The sequence below is a fragment of the Thioflexithrix psekupsensis genome (genome assembly GCF_002149925.1).
GTDB classification, from domain to species: domain Bacteria; phylum Pseudomonadota; class Gammaproteobacteria; order Beggiatoales; family Beggiatoaceae; genus Thioflexithrix; species Thioflexithrix psekupsensis.
The window spans coordinates 944,008-965,527 of the sequence record NZ_MSLT01000012.1; the positions used below are offsets into that span (position 1 = coordinate 944,008).

18 protein-coding genes are annotated in these 21,520 nt (G+C 40.2%); 8 read left to right on the plus strand and 10 right to left on the minus strand.

Features of this window, described 5'->3' with window-relative positions; all coding sequences use genetic code 11:
• Nucleotides 1-51: 51 nt before the first annotated feature.
• Entirely contained in the window at nucleotides 52-2,397 is a 2,346-nt protein-coding gene (locus tag TPSD3_RS09175) for an immunoglobulin domain-containing protein (protein WP_086488239.1), read from the minus strand.
• A gap of 155 nt (nucleotides 2,398-2,552) precedes the next feature.
• On the opposite strand from TPSD3_RS09175, the gene TPSD3_RS09180 reads away from it, so the two are divergent.
• The 5 genes from TPSD3_RS09180 to TPSD3_RS17950 all read left to right on the plus strand — a co-directional run bounded on the left by TPSD3_RS09180 (nucleotide 2,553) and on the right by TPSD3_RS17950 (nucleotide 7,852).
• Nucleotides 2,553-3,506 carry a zinc ABC transporter substrate-binding protein gene (locus TPSD3_RS09180; RefSeq protein WP_086488240.1) on the plus strand — a complete coding sequence of 318 codons (954 nt, stop codon included), beginning with the start codon at nucleotides 2,553-2,555 and terminating at the stop codon, nucleotides 3,504-3,506.
• The gene (locus tag TPSD3_RS09185; RefSeq protein WP_217884413.1) at nucleotides 3,506-4,045 is read left to right on the plus strand and encodes a transcriptional repressor; all 540 of its coding nucleotides are present in this window, start codon (nucleotides 3,506-3,508) and stop codon (nucleotides 4,043-4,045) included. Before TPSD3_RS09180 ends, TPSD3_RS09185 begins: the two co-directional genes overlap by 1 nt.
• A complete protein-coding gene (gene znuC / locus TPSD3_RS09190) occupies nucleotides 4,026-4,793 on the plus strand; it encodes a zinc ABC transporter ATP-binding protein ZnuC (protein ID WP_086488241.1) in 768 nt (255 codons plus the stop codon). The genes TPSD3_RS09185 and znuC overlap by 20 nt, the downstream gene beginning before the upstream one ends.
• On the plus strand, nucleotides 4,793-5,581 hold the full coding sequence (znuB, locus tag TPSD3_RS09195) for a zinc ABC transporter permease subunit ZnuB (RefSeq protein WP_086488242.1): 789 nt from the start codon (nucleotides 4,793-4,795) through the stop codon (nucleotides 5,579-5,581). The genes znuC and znuB overlap by 1 nt, the downstream gene beginning before the upstream one ends.
• A gap of 273 nt (nucleotides 5,582-5,854) precedes the next feature.
• Entirely contained in the window at nucleotides 5,855-7,852 is a 1,998-nt protein-coding gene (locus TPSD3_RS17950) for an ATP-binding protein (protein WP_245391552.1), read from the plus strand.
• A gap of 32 nt (nucleotides 7,853-7,884) precedes the next feature.
• Here the strand turns inward: TPSD3_RS17950 and TPSD3_RS09205 are convergent, their stop codons facing one another.
• Nucleotides 7,885-9,102, minus strand: coding sequence for a protoporphyrinogen/coproporphyrinogen oxidase (locus TPSD3_RS09205; RefSeq protein WP_086488243.1), 1,218 nt, complete (start codon nucleotides 9,100-9,102; stop codon nucleotides 7,885-7,887).
• Nucleotides 9,103-9,135: 33 nt separating this feature from the next.
• Nucleotides 9,136-10,176 carry a DUF2157 domain-containing protein gene (locus TPSD3_RS09210; RefSeq protein WP_086488244.1) on the minus strand — a complete coding sequence of 347 codons (1,041 nt, stop codon included), beginning with the start codon at nucleotides 10,174-10,176 and terminating at the stop codon, nucleotides 9,136-9,138.
• 153 nt (nucleotides 10,177-10,329) lie between these two features.
• Between TPSD3_RS09210 and glmM the strand changes: the two genes are divergently transcribed.
• The 3 genes from glmM to TPSD3_RS09225 are packed head-to-tail and all read left to right on the plus strand — an operon-like array spanning nucleotide 10,330 to nucleotide 14,834.
• A complete protein-coding gene (glmM, locus tag TPSD3_RS09215; RefSeq protein ID WP_086488245.1) occupies nucleotides 10,330-11,691 on the plus strand; it encodes a phosphoglucosamine mutase in 1,362 nt (453 codons plus the stop codon).
• 23 nt (nucleotides 11,692-11,714) lie between these two features.
• On the plus strand, nucleotides 11,715-12,623 hold the full coding sequence (locus tag TPSD3_RS09220; RefSeq protein WP_086488246.1) for a TIR domain-containing protein: 909 nt from the start codon (nucleotides 11,715-11,717) through the stop codon (nucleotides 12,621-12,623).
• Between the two features lie 36 nt (nucleotides 12,624-12,659).
• Entirely contained in the window at nucleotides 12,660-14,834 is a 2,175-nt protein-coding gene (locus TPSD3_RS09225) for a response regulator (RefSeq protein WP_086488247.1), read from the plus strand.
• A 21-nt stretch (nucleotides 14,835-14,855) separates the two neighbouring features.
• Here TPSD3_RS09225 and pgeF read toward each other — a convergent pair whose 3' ends face one another.
• The 7 genes from pgeF to TPSD3_RS09260 form a co-directional block, all read right to left on the minus strand.
• Complete coding sequence (pgeF, locus tag TPSD3_RS09230) at nucleotides 14,856-15,584, minus strand: peptidoglycan editing factor PgeF (protein WP_086488248.1); 729 nt, start codon at nucleotides 15,582-15,584, stop codon at nucleotides 14,856-14,858.
• Nucleotides 15,585-15,621: 37 nt separating this feature from the next.
• Nucleotides 15,622-16,728 carry a hypothetical protein gene (locus tag TPSD3_RS09235; RefSeq protein ID WP_086488249.1) on the minus strand — a complete coding sequence of 369 codons (1,107 nt, stop codon included), beginning with the start codon at nucleotides 16,726-16,728 and terminating at the stop codon, nucleotides 15,622-15,624.
• Nucleotides 16,729-16,801: 73 nt separating this feature from the next.
• Nucleotides 16,802-17,548 (minus strand): LytR/AlgR family response regulator transcription factor, encoded by a 747-nt coding sequence (locus tag TPSD3_RS09240; protein ID WP_086488250.1) that lies wholly within the window; start codon nucleotides 17,546-17,548, stop codon nucleotides 16,802-16,804.
• Nucleotides 17,549-17,555: 7 nt separating this feature from the next.
• Nucleotides 17,556-18,854, minus strand: coding sequence for a sensor histidine kinase (locus TPSD3_RS09245; protein ID WP_140048525.1), 1,299 nt, complete (start codon nucleotides 18,852-18,854; stop codon nucleotides 17,556-17,558).
• A gap of 32 nt (nucleotides 18,855-18,886) precedes the next feature.
• On the minus strand, nucleotides 18,887-20,353 hold the full coding sequence (locus TPSD3_RS09250) for a DUF4129 domain-containing protein (RefSeq protein ID WP_086488252.1): 1,467 nt from the start codon (nucleotides 20,351-20,353) through the stop codon (nucleotides 18,887-18,889).
• Nucleotides 20,343-21,068, minus strand: coding sequence for a stage II sporulation protein M (locus TPSD3_RS09255; protein WP_086488253.1), 726 nt, complete (start codon nucleotides 21,066-21,068; stop codon nucleotides 20,343-20,345). The genes TPSD3_RS09250 and TPSD3_RS09255 overlap by 11 nt, the downstream gene beginning before the upstream one ends.
• Before the next feature lie 104 nt (nucleotides 21,069-21,172).
• Nucleotides 21,173-21,514 (minus strand): stage II sporulation protein M, encoded by a 342-nt coding sequence (locus tag TPSD3_RS09260; protein WP_086488254.1) that lies wholly within the window; start codon nucleotides 21,512-21,514, stop codon nucleotides 21,173-21,175.
• Between the last annotated feature and the right edge of the window lie 6 nt (nucleotides 21,515-21,520).

A 21,520-nucleotide genomic window follows, 5' to 3' on the forward strand; every position in this document is an offset into this window, starting at 1 on the left:
CATCTTTATAAAATGACCTTATCCCCTGTTAAAATTAAGCCTTAGAAAAAATTAAGGCGTAACGGTAAAAGTTAATGGCTCTGTACCAAAGAATAATGAACCATCACTCTTGAGAACATAACCAATAAAGAAAGTAAAATCACCCACCAATCCTTGCAATTCCCCTTTAAATAAAGGAATCGCTAAATTAGCACCTAAAGTCACATCGGCTTGCATGGGTTTTAACCCTTCTAAGGTAATGTCCCAAATCGGCCATGTGCCATTTTTCGCATCAAAAACGTAAATGCCTTCCCCTTCTTGGGTGCGGTAAATGCCCACTAAAATCACGTCGGCCAATTCGCCCACATGGCGCGTATCCGTGTTGATCATAAAGGATATTTCTACGGTTTCATTTTGAGATACTTCGCGTGCGGTTTGCTGATCGGCGGCTTTGATAAAAAAGCCTGTGAAATTTGCAGTCGTTTCCAAAATGTCCAAGGATGTATTCACGCCCGTGCCATTACTTGGTGGCGGAGGAAGTTCGCCTTCGACCGTGACCAGCGCGGTACTGCTGTTTTGGCTGCCGGTTTCATTGCTCACTTGTACCCAATAGGTTGTGGTGCGGGTTAAAGCAGGTGTGACAAAATTATTGCTGTCTTCCCCAACAGGAGTTGATGTATCACCTCTTGCGCCCTGATACCAACGGTAACTTAATGGTTCTGACATTTGAGTTTGCGCAGTGGCAGGCCCCACGCGCACCGATAAGGTAGCCGTTTCATTGACTTGAATGGTTTGATTTGCGGGTTGGCGCGTGATCAGGAAATCACGCTGAACGGGACCCCCTTCAACAGTAATGGTCACTTGTTCACTGCTTTGTACACCAGTTGTATTGCTCACTTGCACCCAATATTGAGTGGTTTTTTCCAAAGCGGGGGTTGTGAAGCGGGGAGAATTTTCGCCCACAGGACGGGTGGTGTTGCCGCGTTTACCTTGATACCAACGGTAAACCAACGGTTCAGAAACGTAACTAATCCCCGCCATCGGGCCAATACGCACCGATAAAGTCGCTGTTTCTTGATATTGAATGGTTTGATTGACCGGCGAACGAGTGATAACAAAATCGCGCCGTCCCGGCTCTCCCACCGTCAATACCAAGTCTCCCGATGCACCCATGACTCCAGCCACTTGCAAATAATAGCGGGTTTTCGCCGTGAGACTCATGGTGACTTGTGAGGTCACTTGACTGAAGCTGTCCGTGACATAATTGTCATTACAAGCCAATTGGGTCAATTTTCCGTCTTGCATCGTCCACACGGCCAGCAAGGTGTCATAACGAGAGCCTACCGTATTGATACGTATATTACGCTGATCGACCGTTGGCGTGTATTCAAACCAAACATCATGCCCCAACTCATCCAACGCACAACGCGGAGAGATACCACTAAAATCTGTCCCTACACTGCTTAATTGCACTTGATAAGGCAAAGGTTCTGTGACACTACGCGCCGTATCCACATTGGTATTGGAAACAGGAATTCTAAGACTTAATTGTAAAATAGCACCGCTTCCCGTTTCGGGTAAATAGCGGCCACCCACTTGTAACCAGTAAGTGACTCCGCCTTCTAATTCAGCCCGCAACGCCGCTTGGGAAACAAGACCGTTAGTGCGACTACAAGCAATTTCTCGTGTTGGGGAACTTTGTCCACTCCATATCGTTAAACTGGTGTCGTGGTTAGAGCCAGCGGTGTCAATGGCTAAACTTTGTGTTTGGTTTGGGGTGTAGCGATACCATACACTGCTTTCAATGTCTGGATCGCAACTGGGACGAGGTTCATCTGGGCTTAATGTGGCTGCTGTGACAATTTGTTGGCGTTGATAACTAATGCTAGAACTGGCAGGAATCACCACCGCAGAGAAAAAATTATCATTGGTCAACTGTTGGGCTTGAGCCACGTTTAATACCAAATTTCTACCCGCATCTTGTGGCAAGCTGCTGATATTAAAAAAATAAACCGTATTAGGTTTAGCGGTAAAGCTCAATTGTGCTTGGGGTGAACCTGCACTGTCATCGTTACACGCCACCTCAGACAAAGGGTGTGTATTTCCTTGCCATACCGATAAAATGGTGTCGTAATCTGAATCAATTGTGTCTAAAGTGACTTCGCGCTCTTCAAACGTCACATAACGATACCATACACTTCCCCCCACGCGATCCCCAGAGCAAGAAGGTTTTAATTCACCGGTCTCAAGGGTGGCCGCGGCGACATTAATACGTTCACTAAAAGGTAAGTTATTGATTAAAGTAGCGCGATCGAGATTGTCATGACTGGGTGCGGCCACAGCGTTACTGTAAGCCAAAATCCCGACAATACAACCGACTACAAAAGTTGTCCATCGAGTCAATACGTTGTTTATCATGGTCAAAACCTAAAAAAATTAAAGAAAATGCGAGCAAAGCAAAATCAACAGTATAGCAGTTTACCCATAGTGAGTGGCTGTGTTTGCCGTCTCTTGTGTAAACGGATTTTATCCATTATGTTATAACCTATTTTTTAACGTATGGAGTACATGTTGTGAAATATTTTATTATTACTGCGTTGTTTGGCTTGCTGCCGACGTTTGTTTTTGCGGATAAAACGCCCGTTCCCAAAGTGGTGGTGAGTATTGCGCCATTACAGGCTTTGGTAAGCAGTGTTTTACCTGAAGAAAATCCGCCTATTTTATTGGTAGAAAGCAATCAATCGCCGCATACTTATCATTTAAAACCCTCGCAAATGCGTGAATTGCAACAAGCAAATTTAATCATTTGGGTAGGGGAATCTTTAGAAGGTTTTTTAGCCAAACCATTAGCCAATTTACCGACGGATATTAAAACAGTTGCTTTATTAAATGATCCCGATTTACTGCGTTTATCGGCCAGAGCAGGTGGGGCGTGGGAAAAACACAATGATCACGACCATCATCATGCTGATCATGGACACGATAAAAGAGAAGATGTGGCGGAAGAAAACACGCTTGATCCGCATATTTGGCTGTCTCCAGAAAATGCCAAGCGGATTGTGCGACGAGTGGCACAGGAATTGGCAATGCTTGATCCAATGCGGGCAGCGGATTATCACCATCGCGCAGAACAAGCCGTGCTGCATTTGGTTTCATTAGACGACACATTACGACAACAATTACAAGTGATTCGTGAGAAACCTTATATTGTTTTTCATGATGCTTATTTTTATTTTGAAAACCACTATCAATTAAATGCGGTGGGATCAATCACAATTTCTCCAGAAAATCGCCCCAGTGCCAAACGCTTGCAAAGTTTACGGCAAAAAATTAAGCAATTGCACGTGCAATGTGTTTTTAGCGAGCCGCAATTTAAATCCAGTTTAGTCACCACGATCATTGAGGGAACAACGGCCAAAGCGGGCATATTAGACCCCTTGTCTATCGATTTGACGCAAGCGGGCATAGTGGCTTATTCGTCGCTATTACAAAATGTGGCGAGTCAATTATTGGCTTGCTTGGAGTAATGAATAAAGGCAAATTTATGTTGACTTCTTTTTCGCTTCACACGGGACTATTTCCGCATAATCATGATGATTGTCAGCAACATGTTTTAGACACCGCGGCGCGTTTATGCCAGCAACGGCAATCGCGTTTAACGCCCTTACGTGAACAGGTGTTGCGTTTAATTTGCCAGAGTCATAAGCCATTAGGAGCTTATGATTTACTGGAACAATTGCAACAATTAGAAGGACATAGAGTTGCCCCGCCGACCATTTATCGGGCTTTAGAATTTCTGTTAGAACAAGGATTTATTCACAGGATTTCTTCGTTAAATGCTTTTATTGCCTGTTTTCATGCAGAACAGTCTCATTATGCTTATTTTCTCATTTGTCGGGCTTGTGGCAATGCGGTGGAATTTGCCAGCGATTCTTTTGCGAAAGAATTACAAGAAGTCACTGCCCAAGCCCAATTTAATTTAACAGAATCTACCGTGGAATTATTTGGCTATTGTCCAAATTGCCAAGTTAAAACAGAAATAAAACATGATTCAATTAACGTCTAAATTATCTTCTTATTTAGTGCAAGTTAAAAATATTACTGTTCAATTACAACAGCGATTTATTTTACAAAATATTTCGCTGTCGGTTCAACGTGGACAAATTGTGACGTTAATTGGCCCTAATGGCGCGGGAAAAACCACTTTAGTGCGCGTCATTTTAGGTTTAATTAAACCAAAATCAGGCGAAATTGATTGGCATCATCCGATTTGCATTGGTTATATGCCGCAACGTTTGACACTGGATCCAATTTTACCCTTAACCGTGATGCGTTTTTTAACGCTAAATAATGAAAAATATAAAGCAGATATAAGCAAAATATTAGCCGAAGTGGGCGTAGTGGATAAACAGCAGGCTTTATTAAGCACTTTATCGGGTGGAGAAATGCAGCGGGTATTGTTGGCGCGGGCGTTAATTCGGCGACCAGATTTACTGGTTTTAGATGAACCAATTCAAGGTGTCGATGTCGTGGGACAATATGAATTATATGAACTCATTAATCGCCTTGCTGAACAACGACATTGTGGCGTATTAATGGTTTCTCACGATTTACATTTAGTCATGGCAGCGACGGATCATGTGATTTGTTTAAATCAACATATTTGTTGCGAAGGCTCTCCAGATACCATCAGCCAACACCCTGCTTATCAAAATTTATTTGACAGTCGGGCGGCTCGTGATTTAGCAGTTTATCAACACCATCATCATTGTGCTGAACATTCTCTCTCTTTACCTACGGACACTGCAAAATAATGGATGATTTTATGATAAGAGCCGTATTAGGCGGTTTGGGGGTAGCATTGATTGCGGGGCCATTAGGTTGTTTTGTGGTGTGGCAACGAATGGCTTATTTTGGCGATACCTTAGCGCATTCTACCTTATTGGGTTTAGCATTGGGCATTTTATTAGAAATAACTCCAATTATCAGCATTGTTTTAGTTTGTTTCATGCTGGCTTTATTATTAGGATTATTAAAAAATCAAAAAAAATTAGCATCGGATACTTTACTGGGTATTTTAGCCCATAGCACTTTGGCATTAGGCTTAGTGACTTTATCTTTTTTAGAAGGATTTCGTTTAGATTTACATGGCTATTTATTTGGCGACTTATTAGCAGTTAATCATATTGATTTATACTGGATATATGGCGGCGGAATGGTGGTGTTAATTTTATTGTGGCGCAGTTGGTCGGCATTATTGTCCATTACCATTCATGAAGAATTAGCCCAGGTCGAAGGCATTGCGGTTCATCAAATGCGTTTATTACTGATGTTAATGCTGGCTTTAGTGATTGCGGTGGCGATGAAAATTGTGGGTATTTTACTGATTACTTCTATGCTGATTATTCCTGCGGCGGCTGCCCGTTATTGGGTTAAAACGCCCGAATGGATGACTTTTTTAGCGGCTTTTTTAGGCAGTATTGCGGTGTTGGGTGGATTAAGTCTTTCTTACTTTGTCGATACGCCTGCGGGGCCTTCTATTGTGGTGATGGCGACGATTTTGTTTATTTTGAGTTTCTCTGTTTCTTTGATTCGAGAATAGACTTATTTTCTCTACCCATTGCTCACCTCTAATCGGCAACGGCTGTTTTTTTATCCCAATCTCATAGAAAATACTGCCGTTTGCGTCAATTCTTGCTACAATATAAAGTGATACAACAATAATATTCACCTTTGCACACTCAACCTTGCAAAAAATAATACCACCAAATAAACGTCACTCACCCTAACGCCAGAGATGATTTACATTATCTTATGGATTGTGTGCTGAGTCCTTTGTGTCATTATGAATTTTTTAACTCGCTACAAATACATTATGTTAGCCTCAGTTATTGTGGTTACATTAGTGTCCGCAGGGCTGTTTTATATTCAATATAAAACACTTTATTATGCGGAACAGCATTTATTGCAAACGCGCTTTACGGAACGTTTTAATTATCTCAATACTTTTTTACAATCGATTGCACAACAATTAGAACATTTACAAAGCACTACCACGCATTTTTTTCAGACGTTACCTGATCCACTTTATCCTTCTTCTTTACAAAGACAATTGCAATATCAAGCGGATCGTCATTTGTTTCATTTAGACCATCCTTCTTCTCCTTTTCATAAAAGCAATATTGGTAATTTAACGGGAATTGGAGATATTAAATATCGTTCTCGTGAATTTTACCGCGATATAGAAGTGGCTTTGCAACTCAATGCGTTATTTTCAGGCATTGAAAAGCGTTTACCCGCTTTGGAGCGGATTTATTACCTATCGGCGCAACAATTTGTTAATCATTATCCTTGGTTGGCTTCTAGCCAATTTCATTATCATCCTGATTTATTAAAACAAGCCCATTATCAAGCCGCATTACCTGTGATAAATCCAACTCGTACTTTATCTTGGACTGCGCCTTATTTTGAAGATACTTTAAAACGTTGGCTCATTAACGCCAGCATTCCCATTTATGATAATCATCAATTTCGGGGGATTATTGCGGTAGATTTTTCTTTAGAATTGCTTTTGCCTTTTTTAAAAGAATCATTATATGAAAATTACTGGTTTAGTTCTCAGTTTCGACATGTGATGATTCTTAATAAAAAAAGTGAAGTATTAATCACGGGAGAAAACAGAAGCAATCCATGGCCAGAATCTGCTGCTTTTTTACCTGATGCGTTGCGTTTATCCGATATATTAGAACAAGCACAAAAACAATTATTTTATCAACAAGACGCATTAATTATTTATGCAATCATGGATAATGATTGGTATTTTATTTTTTGGTTGCCGCGTTATTCTATTATTCTTACTGCTTTAACTCGTGCCAGTTGGGGATTTTTATTATTATTACCGACTTTATTATTCATGTTATTATTAACCAATCGGTTATTGCATCGTGAAATTTTTAAACCTGTAGAATTATTGGTTGATTTTATTGAACAGCAAAACATGGGACATGGCCTCACATTACCCCCCGATTTACCGCAATCATGGCGGCCTTGTTTTTTTAGCATTGCTTTGGCTTTTGAAGAAAGTCGCGTGTTGTTTAAACAATTAGAAGAACGGGCTGACGAATTATCTCGCGCTAAAGAAGCAGCCGAAGAAGCGAATTTAGTGAAAAGTCAATTTATTGCCAATATGAGCCATGAATTGCGCACGCCGCTCAATGCAATTATTGGTTATAGTGAAATTTTACGCGAAGATGCGGCCGAATCAGGCGATGAAGCCACTGTGATTGATTTAGATAAAATTCACAGTGCAGGACGGCATTTATTGGGATTAATTAATGATGTATTGGATATTTCTAAAATCGAAGCAGGAAAAATGGAAATTTTCCCTGAGAATTTCTCTATAGAAACATTATTAATGCAAGTCGTTAATACCGTGCAACCATTAATGGATAAACGAGAAAATCAATTAGAATTAAATTATCATCAACCTTTAGGTGATATGTATGCAGATGCGTCTAAATTGCAGCAAATTTTATTAAATATTCTCAGTAATGCTGCCAAATTCACCGAGCGCGGCGAAGTGATATTAAGCGTGCGGCGAATTGTTGTTTCTTCGGAGGAAGCGTGGATCGAATTCCAAGTTAAAGACACGGGAATTGGCATGACAGGTACGCAAATGGCGCGCTTATTCCAAGCCTTTTCTCAAGCCGACCCGTCAACCACGCGCAAATACGGTGGCACGGGCTTAGGATTGGCGATCAGTCAGCATTTTGCCATCATGATGGGCGGAAAAATTACCGTAGAAAGCCAACACGGCGAGGGGTCGGTGTTCCAATTGCGCTTACCCATTCGTTTTCGTCCAGATTCTCCTTGAATAAAAGAACCATTTAGGCGTTTAAATGGGGCTTAATTCAAAGTTCCCATTTGCGCTTGCAATCGTTGAAATTCTCCGCGTGTGCGCACTAAACAATCTTCAATCGATACGCCATTAAAATAATTCCCAATTAAGGCCAAAGGTAAATGCTGTAATTGTGCCGTAATTTGGGCTAAATCAAAGAGATTATCAACCGTTAATGCGGGCAATTGATTTATTTTCCGATCCCGCCATAAAAATTGTGATGGCTTTATACCCAATAAATCCGCAATCAATTGTTCTTGAGCTAAAGGATCGTTAAAATCAGCTTTAAAATGAAACGTTAAACCCCGATAACGTGCATCCCATAAATAATCCCGCGAAACCACCGAATAAAAAGGCGAATCCGCACCAATAATTCCCCCAACAATGGGCAAACGCACCTCTTCTTTTCTCACTGCCACGCCAACACTATGCACGGTGGCCATTTTAATTTGACTTAATAATGTGGCTAAACTAGGAAAAGAAAATGATAATAATTGCGCAGCGGTTTCTACAGGCGTAGCCAGCGTAAGAAAACGGCTTGAGAAAGTGCGTTGATCTGCGGTTGTGATTTCAAATTGATGATCCCGATATTCTAAGCGAATCACAGGCGTTTCTACATGAAATAATACCCCGCGTTTTTCTAATGTTTCTGCTAATGCCCGCGCAATATGTTGCATTCCCGCGGCGAACGTGAATTTTTTTGCCGTATCTCGCGCCCGCGCCCGTTTGCGAAATAATAAATCAGCAGGAAAATGGCGGGCATCTTGACACAATACCGCATTAAAAGCATGTTGCATCAGCGCGTCATAAGTTTTTTCTCCCATAATTTGCGTATAATAATCTTGCACGCTCAAGTTTTCTTTTGATAAAGAAAAAAGGCGCGGTAAAGCCCGCAAGAGAGAAAACCAATAAATCTGCTTTAATAAACTTTGTAATTTGCCTGCTTTAAAAAATTTAAAAGGCGGTGATTTTTTAGGCGTTATCAGTGATTGCAATTGACAATCGGCAACGATGGCTAATAATTCTTGATAAGAATTAAACGCCGAATGCGCTCCCAATTCTAGCCAAAAATCCCCTGTCTGTTCAGGCTGTTGGCGCGAAGCGATTAAGCCACCGACTTGGGCGTGCTGCTCTAACACGCGAGTGCTTAAACCCGCTTTTTGACAATGCCACGCCATGCCTAAGCCGCTGATTCCACCACCAATAATTAACATATCCACGTGCATAATAATATCCTGATTAAGAAAAATAATCGTGTTTTAATTCTCTTTGCGTTCACTGGGCAATAAGGGGCGCAATGATTGAGGCACAGAGGCTAAAATAAGCTGTTCAATATGTTGTCGATACCGTTGATATTGCACGCCCATAATAATGATCAATAAACCAATCGCACTTAACGTAATGGGGAAAAATAATAAATCTTCAAATAAATCATACGCCAAATGTCCTAAGTAAATAAAAATACCAATCGCACCAAAAATAATAAAAATTCTCCGCTGTAATAACACCGAGATAATCACTAAAATTACATTCAACATAAAATAAGCAAAATATTCTAATTCACTGTCCGAACTCATTAAGGTCAAACTCACCCAAAAACCTAAAGTACCAAATAAATATAACCAAAATGCAAAATCTTCTTTAGTCCGCTGATCGATTAAATAAGCCACTAAAATCATTAATAATCCAAAAAATAAACTAATGCTCTGTGTTTCTCCCCAAGAAAATTCTACTTTTCCCAAAAAATCAGGGATAATTTGAATCATAATATACCACAGACAAAATGCAATCGGTGCCACTAAAAATGGAAAACGCACAAATAATAATGTGACCGTAGCCACAGCAATTGTGCCTAAAGTCATCCAAAGATCGAGCGAATTTTCTCTCATGGCGCGATAAAAATGAGCATCTTGCAATTCAGGATAATAAATTAGAAATAACGCATAAAGCACTAATGGAGTCATAATTACCATTAAAGTAAATAATAATCCACCTGCCACTTTTAACTGCTGACTAAACCAAAAATAATAACCCAAACTGGCAAAAATAAACGCATAAATAAGAGCCACTCCCAAAAGCCCTGTACTGCCTAATGAAGTCCATGTTTCTGTCATTAACCACGCCATCGCCACAATGATTAATAACGCACCACTGTAATAAGCTAAATTGACAAAATCAAAACGAGAACGTTCAGGTTGACGAGTTTGAAATGCTTCCCATAATAACTTAGCTTGTTCGGCTTGAATTAAACCCTGTTGAACCGCCCAATCAAAATCCTGACGTGATAAACGAATGCGCATGGTAAAAACCTTTTTTTATGGAGAATGACAATCTTCATGACCCAACAAGTGATCAAATTCAGTGTAAAATAACGCGATGGACACAAGTACGTCAATCAATTTCACGGTTTAATGCCATTTTTAAGGCAGTTTTGTTTTTTTGGGTCATTTAATATGCAACAACAACGTAAATATTTTGGTACAGATGGGATTCGTGGACAGGTAGGTATTGCGCCGATTACGCCAGAGTTTGTCTTAAAATTGGGTTGGGCAGCGGGGCGTGTGTTGGCGAATGGTAAACGCAGTAAGATATTGATTGGAAAAGATACTCGCATTTCAGGTTATCTACTGGAATCGGCATTAGAAGCGGGCTTGTCCGCAGCGGGCATGAATGTCGCTCTATTGGGACCGATGCCCACGCCGGCAATTGCCTATTTAACCCGCACATTTCACGCGCGAGCGGGCATTGTGGTGAGTGCTTCTCACAATCCATTTGCTGATAATGGCATTAAATTTTTCTCACATCAAGGCACTAAATTAGCCGATGACATTGAGCTGGCTATTGAAGCAGAATTAGAGAAAACATTAACCACCGTAGAGCCAGAACAATTAGGCAAAGCAGAACGCATTGCTGATGCACCGGGGCGTTATATTGAATTTTGTAAAAGTACCATCCCTTTTTCTATTAATTTAAAAGGATTAAAATTAGTGGTTGATTGTGCGCATGGTGCCACTTACCATATTGCGCCGAATGTTTTTCAAGAATTAGGCGCGGATGTCACGACATTAGGCACGCAACCCAATGGCTTAAATATTAACGATGGCGTGGGCGCAACCCAGCCTGCGGCTTTGCGCGAAGCGGTATTGCATCATCAAGCGGATATGGGTATTGCTTTAGATGGCGATGGCGACCGCTTAATTATGGTGGATAATCAAGGCGAAATTGTGGACGGTGATGAATTATTATTTATCATTGCTTCAGCACGTTATCAAGCGGGACAATTACGCGGTGCAGTTGTGGGGACGGTGATGAGTAATTTGGGCTTAGAACATGCTTTAAAACGTCAAGGGATTGCATTTGAAAGAACGCCTGTGGGTGATCGTTATGTGTTAGAGCGATTAATGCAAATTGATGGCTTATTGGGTGGCGAATCTTCTGGGCATATTATTTGCCTAGACCGCACCACAACAGGCGATGGCATTGTCACTGCGTTGCAAATTTTAGCCATTGCCGTTTCTCAAGCCAAAACTTTACACGAATTAAAAAGTGGAATGAAAAAATATCCACAGCGTTTAATTAACGTGCCTATTTCCCGCCGAATGGCAGTACAAAATTTGCCGAAAGTACAAGCGGCTGTGGAACAAGCAGAAACAGAATTAGCCCAACATGGTCGCGTGTTATTACGTACTTCTGGCACAGAGCCGCTGATTCGCGTGATGGTCGAAGGCGATAATGCCCAACAAGTAGAAACATTAGCACGACAATTAGCCGATACGGTAAAAAATGCAGTGGATGAAGAAACCGCCGCTGATTAACGCTTTTAATTTTGGAGAATATCATGCCCCATTTATCACTAAAAGAACAAAATGATTTGCGCGTTCAATTCAAAAGAGAATTTGATAAAACAGAAATCAAATCTTTCTTTTATGCTTTAGGGTTGGAGGTGGATAATTTAGAAATTGCCGAACGTGACAAATTACTTTTTGATTTAATTCATTTTTGTGATAAACAGGGGCGTTTAGATGAATTATTAGCCCATGCCAAAGCACTAAGACCGAATGTGTCATTTTCCACGCTTGAGGCTTTACAATCTCCCACTGAATTGCTTGCGCCCCCTGTGTCCAATACGGTTTCCAATACACTCCCTCATTCATCTATTTTATCGGATAAAGCACAAGTATTTATTTCTTATGCGTGGAATGAAAAAGACAGCGAGGAGAATGAGCGTTTAGTGAATCAATTGCAAGCCGATTTATCACAGCGCAATATCGAGATAATTCGAGATAAACAGCATCTGGGTTATAAAGGTGATATTAAGCAATTTATGCAGCAAATTGGGCGCGGACATTATGTGATTGTGATATTGAGTGATAAATATCTCAAATCTAAAAACTGTATGTTTGAATTAGTAGAAATTGCTAAACACGGCGATTTTGTTGATAGAATTTTTCCTATTGTGTTATCCAGTGCCAATATTTATGATCCTGTGATTTTGATTGATTATATTGTGCATTGGGAACAGGAAATTACGCGCTTAGAACAAGCCATGAAAAAAGTGAGCGCGGCTAATTTGCAAGGCATTCGAGAATCTATAGATAATTACACCGCTATTCGCGCTGCCATTGCCAATTTAATCAGCATTATTGCCAATATGAATACTTTAACGCCAGAAATGCACCAAAATAGCCATTTTGAGTCTCTTTATAGGGCATTGCAAGAAAAAATAGAGCAAGATAATGCTGCCTAATACTTTTACGTTTCAACTTTACAATAGGTTGGTCTCTTGAAACTCATTCGCTCTTATCACAAGTTGCGTCCTTTGTTATCAATGCCCGCGATAATGGGTGTTATTACGGTGATTTCGGTTTTTTTAATCACTTGGGGCTTTGATTACATGGAGCGTGATCGCCACCAGCAGCAAGTGCGTGCCTTTGTGACAGAACATTTGCAAGGCGTTCGTTTGCGTTTAGAGCAAGCGGTGCAGCAAAAATTGTTGGTTGCGCGTGCGATTAGTGGTTATTTAAATGCGCAACAAGGTCATTTTTCTCAAGAAGATTTAACGCTATTTACCCGTAGTATTCTTAATAATGATACTGCTATTGCTCAGATTTTATTTTACCAAAAACAACAGCAAATTTTCGCTTATCCTAAAGACCAATTATTGATTAGTACAGATGAACAGTTATTAATTGATCAGGCGTTACAATTAAAGCAAATTTGGATGGCAGGGCCTATTGTTGACAGTGAAAACAGTCGTTTTATTTTATTTTATCCTGATGGAGAAAATAGTTTATTAGCGGTATTTATTTCGCGGCAATTTATTTTAGAACAAACAGGATTAGCACAGTCACATCCGCATTTTATTTACGCCTTAATTGGGAAAAATGCGCAGGGGCCAGCGGGGGGAATTTTCTGGGGAAAAAGTACGATTTTTGCCCAGCAACCTGTGGTATTGGAAGTGAAGTTGCCCAATGGGGATTGGCGATTGGCGGGCGTTCCCTTACACGGTTGGCCGGTATTTGCGCCTATTTCATTTTGGTTGTGGGTTGCGGGGTTTACGCTGGCGTTTTTTGGTGGATTTTTGGTGTTTACGCTGTTTAATGCACCGCGGGAATTACGCTTGGCGATTGAACAAGCCACAGCACAAATTGTTAAATTAAATCAAGCCTATGAGCGTTTTGTGCCGAATGGTTTTTTAAAATTACTCCATACCGATACCGTGCTTAACACCACGCTGGGCGATCAAACCGAAGGCGAAATGACCGTGTTATTTTCTGATATTCGAGATTTCACCAGCATTTCTGAAAAATTATCGACACGAGAAAATTTTGATTATGTGAATCATTACTTGGGACAAATGGAGCCAATTATTATTGAACATCATGGTTTAATTGATAAATATATTGGCGATGCCATTATGGTGATCTTTCCTAATGATCCTGATGATGCGGTTTCTTGTGCGATTAAAATGTTGATTCAATTAAGACGTTATAATGATTTATTGGCTTCTATTGATTATCCTTTAGTGCATATTGGAATTGGTTTGAATAGTGGACAATTAATGTTAGGCATTATTGGCGGGCAAAGTCGCATGGATACGACGGTGATTGGAGACACGGTTAATTTGTCGGCACGGGTGGAAAGTTTAACGAAAATTTACGGCGTACCTTTATTAATTACTGAGCATACTTATTGCCGTTTAAAACGCCCTGAACATTATCATATTCGTTTAGTGGGGCGTGTTATGGTGAAAGGGAAATCTTCTGAAGTGACCGTGTATGAAGTTTATGATGCGGATTCTGACGCATTAAAAACATTAAAACGCCAAACTCAAGCTATTTTTTCTCAAGCCATGCAGCATTTTCAGGCTGAAGAATTTGCCCAAGCTTTATTGCATTTTGAGCAAGTGTTAACGGAAAATCCTGATGATACGGTAGCGGCTATTTACGTGCATGAAACGAAAAAGATTTTAGCGTTGACAGAAAGAAAAACGCCTATTATTTTAACTGTAGATGATGTGCAGTTAAATTTATTAATTATGAATGAAATATTAAGCCGTCATGGTTTTGATATGTTAATGGCAAGCAGCGGAGAAGCCGCTTTAGAATTAGTAAAAACGGCAAAACCACACCTTATTTTATTAGATATTATGATGCCTTATATGGATGGTTTTGAAGTGTGTCGGCGATTAAAAAATGATCCAGAAACGGCTAACATTCCTGTGATTTTTACCACGGCTTTAACGGAGGTAGAAAATAAAATTGAGGCTTTCCAAATTGGTGCCGTGGATTATATCACTAAGCCATTTCAAATGGAGGAAGTGGTGGCACGAGTAAAGACCCATTTAACGTTATATCAGTTACAACAACGCTTATTAGCGCGTAATGAATATTTACAAATTCACCATCATTTTTTAGGTAAAAAATTAGATTATTATTGTAGAAAAAGTTTGGTTTAATTATTTGTTTAATATGAACGCTTATTCAAACCAAATTAAACTGGCCATTCGTCCTGTTTTTGCGTCTCGACGATAAGAATAAAAGCGGTCAGATTCGGAATAAGTACAGAAATTTCCGCCGCTGATCTCAGAAACGCCACACATTTGTAAGCGTAAACGTGCCAATTCGGCTAAATCCGCATACCAATGGTGTGGTCGATCAGCGGGACGAAACGCGGCTGCATACACCTTAGATTGTGTCACAAATGCTGCTTTCACTTCGTCTCCCACTTCAAATGCTTGCGCACCAATGCCCGCTCCTAACCAAACTTTTACTGCTTTTGCTTTGACAGTCAAGCAGTTAAGCGTGGCTTCCAATACGCCCGCAGCCAAACCACGCCACCCTGCATGCGCCAAAGCCACTTGATCCCCGTCTGGTGTGCAGAAAAAAACAGGTAAACAATCGGCGGTTAATATGGCACAGACGTGCTTGGCGGCTCGCGTATAACTGGCATCCGCGGTGGGCGTTTGTCGTGCATAATCCACAGCCGTCACCTGCGTGCCATGTACTTGATTTAACCAAAAGGGATCGGCAGGTAATAATTGGCGCAATAACTGCCGATTTCTCGCCACATTCGCGGGATCATCACCGACATGATGCGCCAAATTTAATGTGGCATAAGGCGGTGTACTTACCCCGCCGTGACGGGTTGTCACTAACGCATGAACATGAGCCGGTGCAGACCAATCAGGGCGAATTCCATTTAACATTTTTCACATCCCTTTCTTTAATCTGCATTAAAGCACATTAAAACGGCGGACATTCACTATTAATATCCTGTTTCTTCACTTGCGTGTCGCCTTGAAATTGATACACTTCACAACGATCCGCGTCAGGACTTTCAAATTGCCACAAACTGGCTTTAGCCAGATCATAATCATCATTATTAACGTAATCAGGCATTCGTTTCATTTGCGTCAATACCGTTTTTTTATCACCAGTTACGGTGGTCAAAGCGGCTTGATATTCTTCTTCATCCCCGCCCTCCTCATCCACCGCCATGTCTTCTGGCTCATCTTCCAGCGGCACAGTGACGGGAACGGCAGGCACAACAGGAGCAGCAGTCGTCGCGGGATCAGCAGGTAAAGCGGGCGTGCGCAAACTGGGAGGCAGCATGGGGCCTTCCTCATCGTCCATCATCTCTCCGCTAACCGTTTGAGCAGACTGGTTTTCTTGAGCAATAAAAGCGGCCTCGCAGGTTTCAAACCAAACACCCAAAGGCTTACTCTCATCAATCAATTCTTGAGTAATGCTGTCTTTAATCGCAAAAGTATAAAATTGTTTAACCGCTTCAGGGTCTAACTCTAAAATCTTTTGCTTGGCCTGAAAATAATTATTTTTCGCTTCAGGTGGAATCAAATCCGCTTGATTAATAATGGGGATACAATGATTTTTTATAGCCACTTCAATATGAGGCGTAATCATCGCTTGTTTTTGCTGCAATTGATCTAGCAGGGCTTGATTTTCTTGCTGTTTTTCTTGTCGTTGAGCCAGCATTTTCTCAGTTGCCAATTCTGCTTCTTTAACCCGCGAAACAAAATTTGTTTCACACGATTGATAGGCTTGACTAAAGCTGGTTTCAACAAAATAATCACCGCTATATAAGCGGTTTGAATCTTTCAAGGCTGGCATTCTTGCTAAGGCATTTTGCATATTGCGTTGATAACGTTTTGATAACGACTGCATAATGCGTAAAGAACCCCGACTGCGTGGCATTTCCATTTGAATACCCCGTTCACACGCGGCCAAAGCCGTTTGAAAATCTTGGATTGCCAACGGGTTATCGGCATAAACCCACGACGGCAGTGCCACACCCGCCACCATTATCACCAAACGTATTGCTGTTGTTTTCACTCACAGGTCCTCATGCCATTAAAAAAGCAAAATCAAAAAAAATTAATCCATTTTAATTGTTATTTTATCATTATTATGCCCCAGAAACGCGCATGTCTTTAAGAATTTTGCGCACTTCGGGTAAATGTCGTCGGCTAATTTCTAACAATTCCGTGCGACCTTTAAGACGAAGATAACTGCGTCCTTCACTGTCTTTAACCAAGCTAGTAATATGCACCATTGACACTAAATTACTGCGATGAATTCGTAAAAACTGCCCTGAAAATTCTCGCTCCAAATCCTTTAATGTTTCACCAATCAATACCTCACCTTGCGCCCAATACAAAATGACATATTTCTCATCGGCCATAAAATAATAAATTTGATTCACAGGAATTAAACGCAATTCACCACGAATCGTGACACTAATATGACTGCGAGCGGTTGGACGTTTCTCGCCTTCTTCATCTGTCGCTTGCGGTTGTAATAAGGTGTGGGCGCGGGCTAAGGCTTTTTCTAAACGATCTTTACGAATCGGTTTTAATAAATAATCAATCGCTTGTTTATCAAAGGCTTCCAAAGCATGATCGCCATAAGCCGTCGTAAAAATCACCATGGGGGCAAGCGCAAGTTGTTCCAACTCCTCAGCCACTCTCATGCCGTCCATTCCCGGCATTCGGATGTCTAACAGCACCACATCGGGATGCAAAGCATGAATAACACTCAAAGCTTCGCGCCCATTCGCGGCTTCACCGACCACCTCACCCAAACCAATCTCATGGACTAAGGCGCGTAACCGATCACGAGCTAAACGTTCATCATCAACAATAACAATTTTCATAAAATTTTCACGAGGGCAACTCAGTGTGATAAGGAAAACGAAGACTAACGCGATAATTATCGGGTTCAATCGTGATATTTAATCCCGCAGAATATCCAAAACAAGCCTGTAATCTTTGATGAATATTATCTTGCGCAATTCGATTGCCTTTATGATCAAGATTAAATTGTTCGGGTAAAGAATTTTCCACTTCTAATTTTATATCACGTCCATCAAATAATCCCGTAACATGAATGATTCCGCCTTCGGTGGCAGGCTGGATACCATAATAAACCGCATTTTCCAACAGTGGTTGTAAACATAAGGGAGGAATCAGCGCGTCTTTGGGTACATTATCAATTTGCCAATCGACTCGCAAGCGATCTTCCAAACGCAGGGCTTCCACCCGCAAATACTGCTGACACCAATTTATTTCCGTTGCCAAATCAACATAATGCCCACCATGCGACAAACTGGCACGAAACAAATCTGACAAATCCTCCACCGCTTGTTCAGCGCGTTCAGGGTCGCAACGAATCAGGCTGGCGATGGTATTCATGCTGTTAAAGAGAAAATGAGGTCGAATACGCGCCTGTAATGCCTGTAAACGCGACGTGGCATGAGCGACGGTTTTTAATTTCCACTCATTACGCATATAAAAATAACGCAAAGCAATCGCACTCACAATGGCACTAATGGCTAAATTGCGCAATAAAAACAGTTGATGTTGCAACACATAAGGCCAAAATTCGTTGTTTCTCACAGAAAATAAATGCAATAATTCCGTAAATAAAGCAGTGGCAATAAGAGAAACAAAAAATATCATTAACAGCAAATGAAAGCGTACCCATTTAAAATAAGCCAAAGGAATAAAAATAGCCACCAACACCAATCCAACCAATAAAACATTTCTAAATAATAATTGATATAAAGGAAAAAGAGAAAAGTTCACTTGATCAACAATATATTCCCGCAAAATCCAAGCCAATTCACTGGCCACCGCAGTCACTGTCAAAATTAAAGCATAACTAAACAAAGCTGCCAATAAATTACTGTCTAATAAAATTAACCAACGCCGCAATAAACACAATAAACCAAGACTTAATAAAGCCACCCAGTGCATAAATAAAGAGGTTAAAGCCAAATCACCGAAAAAACGATATTGCAGGTAATTAAATCCATAATGAGGACGACCCAGTAAAGACAGAACTAAAATAAAGGCCAATAACTGCACAAAAATCACAGTGACAAACACCGTGCGCACATTACAAAAATTAGGTAAAAATAATCGATCATTGCTTTGATGACTGATTGTTTTTTTAATCATATTAAGCGACCAAATACATAAAAATAAATCCTTTAAAAATGCAATTTCCAATCTTCACACAATTGTTTAATAACGCTGTCATTAGGAACGCGCTGGGCATAAGCCAATTGCTGCCAAAAGCGCGTTAATTGCGCAAAATAATTTCCTGTTTCTACGGGTGCGGCTTGCTTGACCAAACGCACACATTCATCCTCAGTGCGACCGTCCTCAATCAACAACGAATAACGCCGTTGCGTTTGCTGCAACGCGGCGCGATAGAGCAGGCTTAATGCGGCATGCGTGTCTCCTCGTTGCCACCATTGCCATGCCGTGTGCGCGGGATCGAGCGGCAAATGGGCGTGGTGATGCCCGTGCTGCACTAAAGTGACTGCCGCATTTTCTTCGACCACCAATGGCGGTTTTACTGAAATATGAAGCAGCATTAATAAATAACGTCGATAATAAAATAATAATCCAATAATTAACAGAAAAAATACCAACCAAATTAAATATTCCATTAAAACCACAAAGGTTTTAAATAACCATGCTAAAAAAGAAAAATCTACTCCATCTGAAATAGGTGTTTCTAACGATTTTACTTCTCCCACATAAACCCAACGATAACGAGTTTCAGTGGTGGAAAAATCAGGATCAGCTAAAACTTGCTGAATATTAATTTTTGCCTGCTCTTGTTCCAAAGCGAATGCAGGAGAATGAGGAAAAATAAGCGCAGACACCATAATCGCAGCCCCGAAAACCATTAAAGGCGAATACATTCTTTTCGCAATTTGACGAAATAACAGCTCAATATCCCAACCTTCTAAATGAGTGCGACGATTTAAATATAGCACAAAACCACTTGCCACATAAAGCGGCTCAATAATCGTCAAAGCAATAAGACTAAACAGCATAATTAATAATGTAAATGCCGTGTCTGTTTCGCTTTCCATTAACTGTTCCCAAATACTGTCCACATAAATATCAGGCACAAAAAGCAGAAATAAAAGAATTAAAGAACAGTAAACTAACCATTCAAAATGCAAATAAATAACCGTCAAATAAACCGCATAACTACGGGTTTGTTTTTGTAATAAATTAACCCGTTTTCGCCGTGCTGTTCCCGTTAAACCCTCTAATTGAGCAATGGGCAAATTAAAAGAACGTGCCAAATCAAAACGTCTAAATGTCAGCATAGCTAAAGCATTTCTACTGAAAATTAACGAAGGTAATGCCGCCCAAGTTTGGCGAATAGTAGGCAGTTCATTAAAGACAGCGCGACTAAAGAAATGCAAACAAACCAGATCATAAAATGGTTTTAACCACCAAATAAAAGATGCAGCCAACCACGGAGGAGAAAATTCTAAAAAAACAAAATAAATAACAACAATAATAGGTAAAACCACCGCAAACCAAATGGGAAAAAAAGAACGGGCATAAGTTTGCAGCAACGTTAAGCCCAAATCGATAGCTTCCCAATGCCCTCGCGGACGTATTGTCAAACTGATGCGATCAAGCTCCACGATGTCGCCCACCTAAAATAAAATAAAGCAGTAATAATAACCATAATGATAAGCCAACTATATATTTAATAATAGGTGCAATATTCATCATAGAAGACCAAAATGCCTCAATAAATGCAGCCACTAATAACAAGACTATTACGCCATAAACTAGGGGTAAACTATCACGAGCAGCTTGCTGTAAAGCCTGTAGGCGAGAATAACGTTTGGGAGCAATTAATGATTGCCCTAATTTTAAACCTGCCGCCCCCGCAATCACAATGGCAATTAATTCAGGGCCACTATGCCCAGAAACAAAAGAAAAAAAGATCGTGCCATAACCTAATTGGCTTAAATAACCCGCTACTGTGCCAATAAAAATCCCATTAAAAAGAATAAAAAATAATGTCCCCAAACCAAATAATAAACCTGATGAATAAGTACGAAAACCAATACTAATATTATTATAAATATAATAGCCAAACATCATAAAATTACTGTCTGCATCCCGTTTTTCTCCAATCCGTTCATTAGTAGGATGATACATCATTTCAAATTCAGCCACTTGTTCATAATCCATTAAGCTATAAATTAATGCAGGATTTAATTTAACGCTCACAAACATAATGAAAAAACTGCCAAAAAATAAGCAAGCTGATAAAGCGATTAATCGCCAATGTTCACGTATAGATTGCGGGAATGTTTCTATTAAAAAATGTCCCGCTTGATATAGCAAGATGATGTGATTTATAAAACCTTTATTTTGTCAGAATCAGAATTTACAGAATTAAATAATTTTCAAAATTTATTCTTGCAAGTCATTTATTTTAAACAGATTTTTTATTCTTTAATTCTGAAAATCCTAAAATTCTGTAAATTCTGATTCTGACAGAAAAATTTTATGAATGACTTAATTTTGGTATAGAAAAAACGAGAGCGACGCGTATATAATAATTGATGTCCTGCTAAGACTAAATGATTAAGCCGATCAATTAAATAAGAACTGTAATGTCGAGATTGTGCCAAAGCCAAATGTTGACACACTTGGCGGTATAAATAAGCAAATTGCTCTAATTCTTGTTGAGTTATTTTTTGCTTTTTTTTATGAGAAAGTGCAGTGAGCCAATGCTCTAATTGTTGCCAATCGGCTTGATATTTTTGCTCAAAAGTACGTTGTTTCATATTTTT

Coding starts and splice junctions, on each gene's coding strand:
- TPSD3_RS09185 (WP_217884413.1), top strand. CDS start 3,506: ATGAATAAAGGCAAATTTATGTTGACTTCTTTTTCGCTTCACACGGGA.
- pgeF (WP_086488248.1), bottom strand. CDS start 15,584: ATGTTAAATGGAATTCGCCCTGATTGGTCTGCACCGGCTCATGTTCAT.
- TPSD3_RS17950 (WP_245391552.1), top strand. CDS start 5,855: ATGTTAGCCTCAGTTATTGTGGTTACATTAGTGTCCGCAGGGCTGTTT.
- TPSD3_RS09210 (WP_086488244.1), bottom strand. CDS start 10,176: ATGCGCATTCGTTTATCACGTCAGGATTTTGATTGGGCGGTTCAACAG.
- znuB (WP_086488242.1), top strand. CDS start 4,793: ATGGATGATTTTATGATAAGAGCCGTATTAGGCGGTTTGGGGGTAGCA.
- TPSD3_RS09220 (WP_086488246.1), top strand. CDS start 11,715: ATGCCCCATTTATCACTAAAAGAACAAAATGATTTGCGCGTTCAATTC.
- TPSD3_RS09205 (WP_086488243.1), bottom strand. CDS start 9,102: ATGCACGTGGATATGTTAATTATTGGTGGTGGAATCAGCGGCTTAGGC.
- znuC (WP_086488241.1), top strand. CDS start 4,026: ATGATTCAATTAACGTCTAAATTATCTTCTTATTTAGTGCAAGTTAAA.
- TPSD3_RS09240 (WP_086488250.1), bottom strand. CDS start 17,548: ATGAAAATTGTTATTGTTGATGATGAACGTTTAGCTCGTGATCGGTTA.
- TPSD3_RS09245 (WP_140048525.1), bottom strand. CDS start 18,854: ATGATTAAAAAAACAATCAGTCATCAAAGCAATGATCGATTATTTTTA.
- glmM (WP_086488245.1), top strand. CDS start 10,330: ATGCAACAACAACGTAAATATTTTGGTACAGATGGGATTCGTGGACAG.
- TPSD3_RS09260 (WP_086488254.1), bottom strand. CDS start 21,514: ATGAAACAACGTACTTTTGAGCAAAAATATCAAGCCGATTGGCAACAA.
- TPSD3_RS09175 (WP_086488239.1), bottom strand. CDS start 2,397: ATGATAAACAACGTATTGACTCGATGGACAACTTTTGTAGTCGGTTGT.